Consider the following 13,354-nt stretch of genomic DNA (forward strand, 5'->3'; position numbering starts at 1 on the left):
CCGCCATGAGCCTGGAAAACATCTCCTGCCAGAAAAGCTTCGGCGGCTGGCACAAACGCTATCGCCATCGCTCGGAAGTGCTCGGCTGCGACATGGTGTTCGCCGTCTACCTGCCGCCGCAAGCGGAGCAGGGCGGCAAGCTGCCGGTGTTGTACTGGTTGTCCGGCCTGACCTGCACCGACGAGAACTTCATGCAGAAGGCCGGCGCCATGCGCATGGCCGCGGAGCTCGGGCTGATCATCGTCGCACCGGACACCAGCCCTCGCGGTCCTGAAGTGCCGGGCGATCCGGATGGTGCCTGGGACTTTGGCCTCGGCGCCGGGTTTTACCTGAATGCCACTCAGGAGCCTTGGTCGCGTCACTATCGGATGCATGACTATGTCGTGCAGGAATTGCCGACATTGGTCGAAGCCCATTTCCCGGCGTCGGACAGGCGCGGTATCAGTGGCCATTCCATGGGCGGCCACGGTGCGCTGGTCTGCGCCTTGCGCAATCCGGGGCGCTATCTGTCGGTGTCGGCGTTCTCGCCAATCAACAACCCGATGGATTGCCCGTGGGGGCAGAAAGCCTTTTCCCGCTATCTGGGAGAGGACCGTTCGAAATGGCGCGAATGGGATGCCTGCGCGTTGATTGCCGAGGTCGATGAAAAGCTGCCGCTGTTGGTCGACCAAGGTGATCGCGACGACTTCCTCGCCAACCAGCTCAAGCCGGAAGCCTTGCAGCAGGCGGCCAAACTGACCGCTCACCCGCTGACGTTGCGCCTGCAACCGGGCTATGACCACAGCTATTTCTTCATTGCCAGTTTCATCGATGAGCACTTGCGGCATCACGCGCATGCTCTGGTTGGCTAATGCAGGTAGAATCACGCCCTGACAAAAATCGGGGCGTTTTTTTATGCGTATTGGCCACGGCTATGATGTGCACCGTTTCGCTGAAGGCGATTTCATCACTCTGGGCGGTGTGCGCATTGCACACAGCTTCGGGCTGCTCGCCCACTCTGACGGTGACGTCCTCTTGCACGCCTTGAGCGATGCCTTGCTCGGCGCCGCGGCGCTGGGCGACATCGGCAAGCATTTCCCGGATACCGACCCGCAATTCAAGGGCGCCGACAGCCGTGCGCTGTTGCGTCACGTCGTCGCACTGGTCCATGCCAAAGGCTGGAAAGTCGGCAACGTCGATAACACCATCGTCGCCCAGGCGCCGAAAATGGCCCCGCATATCGAATCGATGCGCGCGCTGATTGCCGCGGATCTTCAAGTAGAGTTGGATCAAGTGAACGTGAAAGCTACCACCACCGAAAAGCTCGGCTTTGTCGGTCGCGAAGAAGGCATTGCCGTGCACTCCGTTGCCTTGTTGCTGCGCGCATGAACGAACTGCAATTGCTCGGCCCGCGGGCGTACGGTGAGGCCCTCGGCACGGCGGTCCTGAAAGCGATCGCCGAAGATTTCCAGGTCGACGAAGTCCTCGACATTCCCCTCAGCGGCGAGGGCGAACACCTGTGGATCTGGGTGGAAAAGCGTGGTCTGAATACTGAAGAAGCGGCGCGACGGATTGCCAAGGCTGCCGGCGTGCCATTGCGCACCGTCAGTTATGCCGGGCTCAAGGACCGTCAGGCGTTGACTCGCCAGTGGTTCAGCGTGCAATTGCCGGGCAAGGCCGACCCTGATCTGTCGGCTGCGGAAAACGATACGCTGAAGATCCTCAAGACCGCCCGCCACAAGCGCAAACTGCAACGCGGTGCCCACTCGGCCAACGGTTTTACGTTGCGCCTTACGCAATTCGCTGGCGACAAGGCTGCGCTTGAAGAGCGTCTGCAACTGATCGCCAAACAAGGCATCCCCAATTATTTCGGCGCCCAGCGTTTCGGCCATGACGGCGGCAACGTCGTCGATGCTCGCGCCTGGGCCGCGCGCAAGGCCTTGCCGGAGCAGCGCAACGTGCGCTCGCGTCTGCTCTCCACGGCGCGCAGTTTTCTATTCAATCAGGTGCTGGCCGCACGAGTTGCCGATGGCACCTGGCAGCGTGCCCAGGTGGGCGATCTGCTGGCGTTCACCGACAGCCGCAGCTTTTTCCCGGCAGGCGAAGCCGAGTGCAGCGACCCGCGCCTGGCGATTCTCGATCTGCACCCGACCGGCCCGCAGTGGGGCGAAGGTGACTCGCCGGCCACGGGTGTTGTCCATGAACTGGAGCAGGCAATCGCCGCGCGCGAAGCAGACCTTCGCGATTGGTTGATTAACGCCGGTATGAGCCACGAACGTCGCATCCTGCGGCTGCCCATTGGCGGGTTGACGTGGCATTATCCCGAGCCTGACATTCTGCAACTGGAATTCGTCCTGCCGGCCGGATGCTTCGCCACCGTATTGGTGCGCGAGCTTGTTGATCTGGTGCCGGTGGGGCAGACGGACAGCCCATGCGTATTCTGATTTCTAACGACGATGGGGTAACCGCACCCGGTCTCGCCGCGCTTTATGCTGCGCTGGCGGATTACACCGAGTGCGTGGTTATCGCCCCGGACCAGGACAAGAGCGGCGCCAGCAGTTCGCTGACGCTCGACCGTCCGTTGCACCCGCAAACCCTGGCCAACGGCTTTATCAGCCTCAACGGCACGCCAACCGATTGTGTGCACCTGGGCCTCAACGGCCTGCTGGAGCGCGAAGCGGACATGGTGGTTTCCGGAATAAACCTGGGTGCGAACCTGGGGGACGATGTCCTGTATTCCGGCACGGTGGCGGCGGCCCTCGAGGGGCGTTTCCTGAATCACCCCTCGTTTGCCTTTTCGCTGGTCTCACGCCAGGTAGAGAACCTTCCCACAGCTGCCCATTTCGCGCGCAAACTGGTTGAAGCCCATGCTGACCTGGATCTGCCACCGCGTACGGTACTGAACGTGAACATTCCCAATTTGCCGCTGGACCGCATCCGCGGTATCCAGCTGACCCGCCTGGGCCATCGCGCCCGAGCCGCGGCACCGATGAAAGTGGTGGATCCGCGGGGCAAGTCCGGTTACTGGATCGCGGCGGCCGGGGATGCCGAAGATGGCGGCCCGGGTACCGATTTCCATGCAGTGATGCAGGGTTATGTTTCGATCACGCCGCTGCAACTGGATCGCACCTTCAATGATGCCTTCAGAAGTCTGGACGGCTGGCTGGAGGGGCTGCGCTGATGGGTCGCGAACAAGACGATATGCTGCGTCGCGGCATCGGCATGACCTCCCAGCGAACCCGGGAGCGGCTGATCCAGCGCCTGTACGAAGAAGGCATCTCCAACGCCAGGGTACTGGAGGTCATTCGCCGGACCCCGCGCCACCTGTTCGTCGACGAAGCGCTGGCGCACCGTGCCTATGAAGACACCGCGCTGCCGATTGGCAACAACCAGACCATCTCCCAGCCTTATATGGTGGCGCGCATGAGCGAGCTGCTGCTGGAGGCCGGTCCCCTCGACAAGGTGCTGGAGATCGGCACCGGGTCGGGTTATCAGACGGCGGTGCTGTCGCAACTGGTCGAGCGTGTGTTCTCGGTCGAGCGCATCAAGGTTCTGCAGGATCGGGCAAAGGAACGCCTGGTCGAACTGAACCTGCGCAACGTAGTGTTCCGCTGGGGCGATGGCTGGGAGGGCTGGCCGGCACTGGCACCATACAACGGGATTATCGTCACCGCAGTGGCAACCGACGTGCCCCAGGCATTGCTTGACCAGTTGGCACCGGGAGGCCGAATGGTGATCCCGGTCGGGGCCGGCGAAGTCCAGCAATTGATGCTGATCATCCGCGAGGAACAAGGTTTTTCCAGGCATGTCCTGGGGGCTGTGCGCTTCGTGCCACTGCTCAATGGGCCACTGGCCTGAGCATTTGTTTCGGCACGCTGAATTCTCTTCGATTGCCTTTGTCTTACAGCGGCATCGTTGTGTTAAACGGGATTCATCGTCAGGCAGCAAACGTGTGCGCGGCACCGATTCGCTACATTAAAGGTAAAGCGTGCACGGCCCGTTATACTTGCGACAGTTCATGCCGGACTCCGGCATTTCACATTTTCAGCCACCACAGAGGGAGCGGCGGGTGAGTCTCACAGTCATTGCGCAGCGTATGAGTAAAACGAGCTTTCAGCGCCTGGTGACTGGCCTTGTCTTGAGCACTTTGCTGGTCGGTTGTTCCAGCAACAAGTCCAGCGATGTTCGTGTCGTGGACCGTAACAATGCCGCGGCTCAGCGTCCAGCCGTGACCACCGGGCAATACATTGTTCGGCCCAAGGACACCCTGTTCTCCATCGCCTTCCGTTACGGCTGGGACTACAAGGCCCTGGCGGCACGCAACAACATTCCTGCGCCTTACACCATCCGTCCGGGTCAGACGATTCGCTTTGATGGTCGTACAAATTCAACGTCGACGGCGGTGGTCAGTTCGTCCAGTTCAACACCTTCGTCGTCGAGTAAAACCACGGTCATCCGTCGTTCGGCAAACGGTACGACCACCAGCACAACGACGGTTGTACCGTCCGTCGCGAGCAAGCCAGCCCCTGCTCCTTTGCCACCTCCCGGGCCAGCCCCGACCGGCTGGGGATGGCCATCTAATGGCATTCTGATTGGAAAATTCTCTTCAAACGGTAGTTTGAATAAAGGAATTGATATCGCCGGAGATTTGGGACAGCCTGTTTTAGCTGCGTCTGATGGGACGGTGGTATACGCCGGGAGTGGCTTAAGGGGCTACGGCGAATTAGTGATCATCAAGCACAGTGAAACCTACGTCAGTGCCTACGGACATAACCGCAGGCTGTTGGTTCGGGAGGGGCAGCAGGTCAAGGTCGGACAGACAATTGCCGAAATGGGGTCAACGGGTACAGACCGGGTGAAACTGCATTTTGAGATTCGCCGCCAAGGTAAACCTGTAGATCCGCTGCAATTCCTGCCACGCCGTTGATCGCTACCAGCCTGTTCCGTCGCGTAGAGGGGACAGGCTCCAGCGTTGCCAGGGAGAAAGGCGCCGCTTGAGCTTGAGGTCGAACTCACCAAAGGACTATAACAATGGCTCTCAGTAAAGAAGTGCCGGAGTTTGACATCGACGATGAGGTTCTCCTGATGGAGAGCAGCATCGATACGGATTCGATGTCGAATGATGAAGGGGCGGCTCCACCTTCCGTTCGTGCCAAATCCAAACACTCCGCATCCTTGAAACAGCACAAGTACATTGACTACACGCGGGCACTTGATGCCACGCAGTTGTATCTCAATGAAATTGGTTTCTCTCCCCTGCTATCACCCGAAGAAGAAGTTCATTTTGCGCGCCTGTCGCAAAGTGGCGATCCGGCCGGGCGCAAACGCATGATTGAAAGCAACCTGCGACTGGTGGTGAAAATCGCCCGACGCTACGTCAATCGTGGGTTGTCGCTACTGGACCTGATCGAAGAGGGCAACCTCGGCTTGATCCGGGCGGTGGAGAAGTTCGATCCGGAACGCGGTTTCCGCTTCTCGACCTACGCGACCTGGTGGATTCGCCAGACCATCGAACGCGCAATCATGAATCAGACCCGGACCATCCGGCTGCCGATCCATGTGGTCAAGGAGCTGAACGTGTACCTGCGGGCCGCGCGGGAGCTGACGCAAAAACTCGACCATGAACCCTCACCCGAAGAAATCGCCAACCTGCTGGAAAAACCGGTGGGAGAGGTCAAGCGTATGCTAGGCCTTAACGAACGGGTTTCTTCGGTCGACGTCTCGCTGGGTCCGGATTCGGATAAAACCCTGCTGGACACCCTGACTGACGACCGTCCAACCGATCCATGCGAACTGTTGCAGGACGACGATCTGTCCCAGAGCATCGATCAATGGCTCTCGGAACTGACCGACAAGCAACGCGAAGTGGTTGTACGCCGCTTCGGCCTGCGCGGCCATGAAAGCAGCACCCTTGAAGACGTCGGCCTGGAAATCGGCCTGACCCGGGAGCGGGTCAGACAGATTCAGGTGGAGGGCTTGAAGCGGCTACGCGAGATCCTGGAAAAAAAATGGTCTGTCGAGCGAGTCGCTGTTCCAATAAGGCACTCACTGCGATGGCATGAAAAACCCCGACTGGCTCGGGGTTTTTTATTGCCTGGCCAGGAGACCGAGTCCCCTCGGGATTTTGGTTTCGTGCTGTAAGCCTAGGCTTACTCTTGCGTAAGTGTTCGTTATTTTTACACCCCGGCAGTCGTCCATTCGGAGCGCTGACTGCCTATATATGTTTGATTTATATTAATATTTTTTAGTATTAATGATGTGTGACACCAGAATCTCGCGCCAAGGGCCGATTGATCCCGGAGGGGAACACTCTAGTATTGAGGTTGTGTCGACGGACAGACACGTCCTTCATGGATGAGGGATATGGATATCGCAGGACGCGATTCATCAGGACGATGAAAAGGAATACAGGGAATAGGGAAAAAATGTGGGCGGGTCAAACCGCCCCTTTTTTTGCCCGCAGAAAAGCAAAAAGGCCCTTGTGGGGCCTTTTTCGCGAACGCGGGGGTAATCAGCGTTCGAGGTCTGCGATCTTGCCTGGCTTGCCGTCCCATTCTGCGGAATCGGGCATTGGATCTTTGCGTTCGGTGATGTTTGGCCAGATATCGGCCAACTCAGCGTTCAGCTCGATGAAGTTTTCCATGCCGGCCGGAACTTCATCTTCAGAGAAGATAGCCACGGCAGGGCATTCAGGTTCGCACAGCGCGCAATCGATGCACTCATCCGGGTGGATCACCAGGAAATTCGGGCCTTCGTAAAAGCAGTCCACCGGACAGACTTCTACGCAGTCGGTGTACTTGCACTTGATGCAGTTGTCGGTGACGACGAAGGTCATTTCTAATTTTCTCCTCAGGCGCGGCTTGCTGCGCCCCTTCTCGTAGGGGTCGCCAGGTTCGGGAGCGATAGTCTGCTGGCCAGGCTATTAGCCAGCAGCATCCCAAACCGCGCGAGATTCTAACAGCTTGCAAGCCGCTGCGTTAGATCCGTGTCTTTAGTGTATAGAGCATTTCGAGAGCACGACGTGGCGTCATGTCGTCCAGGTCGAGCTTGGCCAGGTCATCCAGCACCGGGTGCGGCAGGCTGGCGAACAGGTCGCTTTGTTGCGGCGCGACCGGTTTGCCTTTGGCCGGTGCCGGTGTTTCGTGGGGCAGGGCGGTGTCTTCCAGGCGGCTCAGATGCTCGCGAGCACGGGTGATGACCTCGCTCGGTACGCCTGCCAGCTGCGCAACGGCCAGGCCATAACTCTGGCTGGCCGGCCCGGGCAATACGTGGTGCAGGAATACGATGCGCTCGTTGTGCTCGGTGGCATTGAGGTGCACGTTGGCCACCAGCGGCTGGGCTTCCGGCAGGACGGTCAGTTCAAAGTAGTGGGTGGCGAACAGCGTGTAGGCACGCAGATGCGCCAGGCGCTCGGCCGCCGCCCATGCCAGGGACAGACCGTCGAAGGTGCTGGTGCCGCGCCCGACTTCGTCCATCAGCACCAGGCTGCGCTCGGTGGCGTTGTGCAGGATGTTCGCGGTTTCGCTCATTTCCACCATGAAGGTCGAACGCCCGCCGGCCAGGTCATCGCTGGAGCCGATCCGGGTGAAGATGCGGTCGACCAGCGACAATTCGCAACTGGCCGCTGGCACGAAGCTGCCGATGTGCGCCAGGAGCACAATCAATGCGGTCTGACGCATGTAGGTGGATTTACCGCCCATGTTCGGACCGGTGATCACCAGCATGCGGGTGTTGTCGTCCAGGCTCAGGTCGTTGGCCACGAACGGCGTGGTCAGCACTTGTTCGACCACCGGGTGACGACCCTGGCTGATGCGCATGCACGGCTCGCTGACGAAGCGCGGGCAGTTCAGATCGAGGTTCAGTGCACGTTCGGCCAGGTTGCTCAAGACGTCCAGCTCGGCCAGGGCGCCGGCGGTGTCCTGCAACGGTGGCAGCTGGCTGATCAGATCTTCGAGCAACGCTTCGTACAGCATCTTCTCTCGGGCCAGGGCGCGACTCTTGGCTGACAGTGCCTTGTCTTCGAATGCCTTGAGTTCCGGCGTAATGAAGCGTTCGGCGCCTTTGAGCGTCTGGCGGCGAATATAGTCGGCCGGTGCCGATTCCGCCTGCTTGCTTGGCAGCTCGATGAAGTAACCGTGGATGCGGTTGTAACCAACCTTCAGATGCGACAGGCCGGTGCGGGCCTTTTCCCGTGCCTCGAGGTCGATCAGGAACTGTCCGGCGTTTTCGCTCAGCGACTGCAATTCGTCGAGTTCGCTGTCGTAGCCGGTTTTTAGCACGCCCCCGTCACGAATGACCGCGGGCGGGTTGTCGATGATGGCTTTTTCCAGCAGTGCCGCCAGTTCCGGGTAGGTGCTGGCGATGGTGGCGAGTTGCTGGAGGTGTGGGGCTTCGAGCTCCGTCATTGCCACTTGCAGTTCGGGCAGTGCGCCGAGGGCGTCACGCAAGCGGGCGAGGTCGCGGGGGCGGGCATTACGCAGGCCGATCCGCGCAAGAATCCGCTCGATGTCGCCGATTTCCTTGAGCTGCGGTTGCAGTCTTTCGAAGCGATAACCGTCGAGCAGGCAGGTGATCGAGCTCTGGCGTGCCAACAGCACCGTCAAGTCGCGCAATGGGCGATTCAGCCAGCGGGTCAGCAGGCGGCTGCCCATGGCGGTCTGGCAACGATCCACCACCGATTGCAGGGTGTTGTCGCGGCCTCCGGCCAGGTTGGTGTCGAGCTCCAGGTTGCGACGGCTGGCGCCATCGAGCACCACGGTGTCGTCCAGGCGTTCATGACGCAAGCTGCGCAAGTGGGGCAGGGCGGTTCGCTGGGTTTCCTTGGCGTAGGCCAGCAGGCAACCGGCGGCACCGATCGCCAGGGTCAGGTTTTCGCAGCCAAAGCCCTTGAGGTCCTGGGTCGAGAATTGCTGGCACAGGCTTTTGAGCGCCGAATCGCGCTCGAAATCCCACGGCGCACGGCGACGTACGCCGCGGCGTTTTTCCGCCGGCAAGTCCTTGGGCCAGTCATCCGGGATCAGCAACTCCACCGGGTTGACCCGCTCCAGTTCCGCCAGCAGGTTTTCCCAACCCTTGATCTCCAGCACGCTGAAGTTGCCGCTGGTGATGTCCAGCACTGCCAGGCCGAACAGGCGCTCATCGCCCAGGACGGCGGCGATCAGGTTGTCCCTGCGCTCGTCGAGCAGCGCCTCGTCACTCACCGTCCCAGGCGTGATGATGCGTACCACCTGCCGCTCCACCGGCCCTTTGCTGGTGGCCGGGTCGCCGACCTGCTCGCAGATCACCACCGATTCGCCAAGCTTCACCAGTTTTGCCAGGTAACCCTCGGCGGCGTGGTAAGGAATCCCGCACATCGGAATCGCCTGGCCAGCCGACTGCCCGCGGGCCGTCAGGGTGATGTCCAGCAACTTGGCGGCCTTCTTCGCGTCTTCATAGAAGATCTCGTAGAAGTCGCCCATGCGGTAGAACATCAGCTGGTCCGGGTGCTGGTTTTTCAGGCGCCAGTACTGCTGCATCATCGGGGTGTGGCTGGATAAGTCAGAAATTGCTTTATTCATCAGTGGCTTAGCGCTGTCTGCTAAAAAGCGTGGGGCAAAAATGGGGCATTTCATCGTGAAAATGTTGATGCGCGCCATTGTGCCTGCACGGTTGGAAATGTGCCGTGAGGTTACCATACGGTGTCGCTGCGCTCACTTCTGGATGGTGGGCGGGCGATGGCGAAAAGTATGGCCGTGTGCTATCTAGGTTGAAATCTATTGATCCAGCCAGGCGCAAAAATGAGAGAAGCTTTTTCAGAGCATTTTGTAGGGGAACCGGAGCGCCAAGAAAAGCTTTGGGCGGATTGCATTTTTGTGCTGGATACGAATGTGTTGCTTGACCTCTATAGATTTTCCGATTCTGCAAGGGAAGCTCTATTTAAGGTTATGGAGTTTTTGGGGGAGCGCCTTTGGATTCCATATCAAGTGGCGGCGGAGTACTTTGAAAACCGCTTAACGGTAATCGAGGCTCAGTCCAAGGCCTATGCTGAATCAATCTCAGGGTTGAAAGTCGCGAAAGAAAAATTTAATTCTGGATCGAGACATCCTTTTGTTTCTGATGAGGTTTTTAATAATTTCATTTCTTCCTACGACCTAATGATAAAAGAATTAGAGAGCAGGCAGGAGACATACCTTTCGTACGTTGGTAATGATGTTATAAAGACAAAAATTGGTACTCTTTTGAATGGGCGAGTGGGTCAGCCATATTCCGAAGAGCGGTTGCTTGCGGTAGCTGACGAGGGTGAAAAAAGATATCTGGAAAATATACCGCCTGGATTTCAGGATTTCGGAAAAATGCCTGAGGCTACTACAAATAAACTTCGGCTAAAAAAGTTTGGCGATCTGATCCTCTGGAAGCAAGTGATTGAAAAGGCAGTTGCCGATAATAAATCGGTTATTTTAGTCACTGGTGAAAAAAAGGATGATTGGTGGCTAAAATCTAACAAAGGGTTGGTGAGCGCTTTGCCGGCATTAACTAAAGAATTTATGGATGCGGCAAAGCAAGATTTTTATCTTTATGCAACAGATAGGTTTTTGCTTAAGGCTAATGAATTTTTGGCGCAGAGCACTTCAGATGGCGTTGTAGAGGAAGTTAGAGCAATTAATAAGGCAGATGCAGATCTGAATGATAATTTTGAAAGCGCGCTGCTGGATCAGGCAATAAATGTCGCATGGCCTGAGATCCCTTCTGGCGCTTCGTGGGTCAGTGCTAAGACGTGGGCTGATAGAGCAGCAAAGTCTCCGTGGCATCAGCGTCCGACTGACCATTCTCGAAACTTTGCATTGAACTTTTCAATGAGTAAGCAGAAACAACTTCGGGATAAAATTCGTGATATGCGAGTTAGGTTGGATGACCTGAGAGCTGAGCATGAAGACTTAATTGATCTTCAAGAAAATCTGTTTGCGTCCGGCTTTACACTCGATGATGAAAGACTCCAAAAATGCAAGAAGCGCGTGTTGACAATAGAAACTATGATTTCCGCGCATGAAGTGGAGTTCGTGGCTTTGCGCGAAGAAATGCACGCTGTGAACGCTCATTATAAGTCTCTGTTAGGTGATGGTGCGGATGAGTAATGCTAGGGGCGCGTTTTCTTGCTATTAAGTTCTGTCCAGATTTTATCTAACTCTGCGGCGGACTCATCCTCCATCCATTTTGCATAGACTTGCACGAGCATGGTGAAGTCTATGTGGCCCATTTGCTTCGCAATAAAGGCTAGGTTTCCACGTGCGGTAAGGAGCCAGCAGGCGTAGGTATGCCGAGTCTGGTAGGGGCGGCGTGGGCGAATACCTGACCGCTTTTGGATGGCTGCCCATTTAGTGTTCCAAGAGGTCGGAACAAACCAGTGGTTGATGATTTTCTTTCGGGCCTGCGTTGTTGGAGAGAGCAGTGGGGTTATCGTTTCGATTCGGCTTTCGTGACGGTTTGTAAACACCTCGATCTGTCGCGGTGTGCAATTAGCCACTAGGCTCATGAGTGTTTTGCAGGCCTCAACTGCCGGTGGCATTAGAAGCACTGATCGAGACTTACCAGTCTTCGGAACTTTGAATGTTCCGTCTGCAGTGATCGCCCTGGTGATGTTGATCTGGCCAGTAGTCAAATCTACATCTTCAACGGCTAACGCGCACAACTCACCTGGGCGAAGGCCGGTGTAGACCGCCAGCGTGATCGCTGCGGAGTCCTGTGCGTGTAGGCAGCCCTTGCTGAGTAGTTGTTCGAACTCGGTTTTGGTCAACGGATCTGGTTCGCGATCGGTCATTGCAAATCGTGTGCATGCGGCGGATAGGCCTTTTCGGCAATAGCTATTGTTTTCACACCACCCCAAAAATCCGGCGAACGTCGCCAGGTAGTGATTCGCAGTTGATGGGGCGCGATCTGCGATCAGTTGAATCCTGAGTCGCTGTATGTCCTCGGGCAGGAGGATGCCTGCCAATCTGTCCGGGCCAAGCAGTTCGGTACATATGTCGAGTGCGTAGCTGTATTTCTCTTCGGTCATCGGAGTGAGGTCGACCGCCTTCAATGGTTTGTACCGAGCAACCAGAGTGGCCAGGCGCTCGTCTTTTACATTGCTGTAGTTGGTCGCATTCTTTGAGTCGGGAAAGTGCCGGCCGTAATCAAAACGGCCGGTCTTGATTTCGTGGGTGATTGCCGCCCGGAGTAGGGCGGCGTGTTTGATGTTGGCTTTGGTGACAGGGAGACCCAGTGATTCGCGGCAACGAATTCGTCGCCACATGAACACGATGCGTATGTAGCCACCGTGTATCTCCAGTCCTCTGTGTTTGGCCAGCTCGGCTTCTAGGCCGCTTCCTGCGGTGCGCTCTCGGCCCACTTGTCGTACTCCGTCATGTTGATTGCGATGCGGCCGTCTGGTGTTTTGCGCCAGATGCGGCCTTGGGCCCAGGTCCCGTTCTTCACTTTGTGACGTATGGCGTCTTCGCTGTAGCCGGTGAGTTCGGATGCTCGGTTGATCATTACCCAGCGCGGAAGGCTCATGGCGCTTGCTCCCCTGCGCGCCGGGCGACGCCCTCGGCCTGGCGTTGCTTGCTGCACGTTTCGTGGTTGCCATGTGCCCGCGACGTGTTGCACTTGTCGCAAATGGTTTGTAAATCGAGGGGTGGCATTTGCCCGTGGCGGATACGTACTGTTCGGCGAAGGGCGTTCATGCGACCTCCGCTGGCAGTTGGCCCAGATCGACGGCCTGGCGATTCATGTCAAGTTCGAAGGCTTCGCGCAGCGCGTCGCGTAGGTGTCGGTAGCCTTCGGTGTCTGCGTCGTGCGGGAAGCTGATCGAGCTCAGCTCCGGCTCGGCATAGAACGTTCCTCGCTTATCTAGCCATTCGATTATCTGGGTATCCAGTGAGTTGCCGTTGAGCGCTGCCGCGGAGCTGATGCTATCCAGCAAGCGATAAGCCAAGGTGCCAACGAAGTGGGCTTGGTTAATGGCTTTCACGCGATAAGCCTCGGTACCGGGGAATGCATCCCATGTGTCTTTAGCCAGTCTGAGGGTGGTGGCAATCTCTAGCAGCGTCAGGTGGTCGCTCTTGAGGAAAGGGGTAGCGCGTATAGCGCGGGCTTGGCGAGCCAGTTCCGCCAGTCGTTTTTGGTCGGAGCAGTGCAGGCGATTCAGATCGGCGATGTCGCTGTTCAAGGCTTCGATGCGAAGCGAATGCAGGGCATTGCGCTCGTCCAAGCCTCTGCTGTAGCTGCGGGCGAGTGCGCGCAGGGCTGCTTCACGAATGAAGTAGGCCATCAACAGCAGGCCAATGGCTGAACAAGTGGCGATGATGATCAGGTGTTGTGTTTGCATGTGCTGTGTTCCTCGGTAGAGCCCGCCGCCGGG

12 protein-coding genes and 1 pseudogene are annotated in these 13,354 nt (G+C 57.7%); 8 read left to right on the forward strand and 5 right to left on the reverse strand.

Annotated elements, in window-relative coordinates:
* The first annotated feature begins 5 nt into the window (after window positions 1-5).
* The 7 genes and pseudogenes from fghA (at window position 6) to rpoS (ending at window position 6,019) form a co-directional block, all read left to right on the forward strand.
* Window positions 6-851, forward strand: coding sequence for an S-formylglutathione hydrolase (gene fghA / locus PSJE_RS15505; RefSeq protein ID WP_090453400.1), 846 nt, complete (start codon window positions 6-8; stop codon window positions 849-851).
* Between the two features lie 43 nt (window positions 852-894).
* Window positions 895-1,368 (forward strand): 2-C-methyl-D-erythritol 2,4-cyclodiphosphate synthase, encoded by a 474-nt coding sequence (gene ispF, locus PSJE_RS15510; RefSeq protein WP_007970721.1) that lies wholly within the window; start codon window positions 895-897, stop codon window positions 1,366-1,368.
* Complete coding sequence (gene truD / locus PSJE_RS15515; protein WP_090453402.1) at window positions 1,365-2,423, forward strand: tRNA pseudouridine(13) synthase TruD; 1,059 nt, start codon at window positions 1,365-1,367, stop codon at window positions 2,421-2,423. The genes ispF and truD overlap by 4 nt, the downstream gene beginning before the upstream one ends.
* Window positions 2,411-3,160: a 5'/3'-nucleotidase SurE gene (gene surE / locus PSJE_RS15520; protein WP_057716156.1), complete on the forward strand. Its 750-nt coding sequence runs from the start codon at window positions 2,411-2,413 to the stop codon at window positions 3,158-3,160. The genes truD and surE overlap by 13 nt, the downstream gene beginning before the upstream one ends.
* Window positions 3,161-3,201: 41 nt before the next feature.
* On the forward strand, window positions 3,202-3,837 hold the full coding sequence (locus PSJE_RS15525; protein WP_172435346.1) for a protein-L-isoaspartate(D-aspartate) O-methyltransferase: 636 nt from the start codon (window positions 3,202-3,204) through the stop codon (window positions 3,835-3,837).
* Between the two features lie 211 nt (window positions 3,838-4,048).
* Window positions 4,049-4,906, forward strand: coding sequence for a peptidoglycan DD-metalloendopeptidase family protein (locus PSJE_RS15530; protein WP_090453404.1), 858 nt, complete (start codon window positions 4,049-4,051; stop codon window positions 4,904-4,906).
* 104 nt (window positions 4,907-5,010) lie between these two features.
* Window positions 5,011-6,019, forward strand: a pseudogene (rpoS, locus tag PSJE_RS15535) (RNA polymerase sigma factor RpoS).
* 471 nt (window positions 6,020-6,490) lie between these two features.
* Here the strand turns inward: rpoS and fdxA are convergent.
* Both fdxA and mutS read right to left on the reverse strand, forming a co-directional pair.
* Window positions 6,491-6,814 (reverse strand): ferredoxin FdxA, encoded by a 324-nt coding sequence (gene fdxA, locus PSJE_RS15540; RefSeq protein ID WP_007970729.1) that lies wholly within the window; start codon window positions 6,812-6,814, stop codon window positions 6,491-6,493.
* Window positions 6,815-6,956: 142 nt separating this feature from the next.
* On the reverse strand, window positions 6,957-9,524 hold the full coding sequence (mutS, locus tag PSJE_RS15545; RefSeq protein ID WP_208601470.1) for a DNA mismatch repair protein MutS: 2,568 nt from the start codon (window positions 9,522-9,524) through the stop codon (window positions 6,957-6,959).
* A gap of 231 nt (window positions 9,525-9,755) precedes the next feature.
* Here mutS and PSJE_RS15550 point away from each other — a divergent pair, with 231 nt between their 5' ends.
* Complete coding sequence (locus PSJE_RS15550; RefSeq protein ID WP_090453406.1) at window positions 9,756-11,090, forward strand: PIN-like domain-containing protein; 1,335 nt, start codon at window positions 9,756-9,758, stop codon at window positions 11,088-11,090.
* A gap of 2 nt (window positions 11,091-11,092) precedes the next feature.
* Here the strand turns inward: PSJE_RS15550 and PSJE_RS15555 are convergent, their stop codons facing one another.
* The 3 genes from PSJE_RS15555 to PSJE_RS15565 all read right to left on the reverse strand — a co-directional run bounded on the left by PSJE_RS15555 (window position 11,093) and on the right by PSJE_RS15565 (window position 13,321).
* Window positions 11,093-12,343, reverse strand: a complete 1,251-nt coding sequence (locus tag PSJE_RS15555; protein WP_090453408.1) for a site-specific integrase — start codon at window positions 12,341-12,343, stop codon at window positions 11,093-11,095.
* Window positions 12,310-12,507: a hypothetical protein gene (locus PSJE_RS15560; RefSeq protein ID WP_056856218.1), complete on the reverse strand. Its 198-nt coding sequence runs from the start codon at window positions 12,505-12,507 to the stop codon at window positions 12,310-12,312. Before PSJE_RS15560 ends, PSJE_RS15555 begins: the two co-directional genes overlap by 34 nt.
* Before the next feature lie 166 nt (window positions 12,508-12,673).
* A complete protein-coding gene (locus tag PSJE_RS15565) occupies window positions 12,674-13,321 on the reverse strand; it encodes a hypothetical protein (protein ID WP_090453410.1) in 648 nt (215 codons plus the stop codon).
* Between the last annotated feature and the right edge of the window lie 33 nt (window positions 13,322-13,354).

The organism is Pseudomonas jessenii, from assembly GCF_002236115.1.
GTDB classification, from domain to species: Bacteria; Pseudomonadota; Gammaproteobacteria; order Pseudomonadales; family Pseudomonadaceae; genus Aquipseudomonas; species Aquipseudomonas jessenii.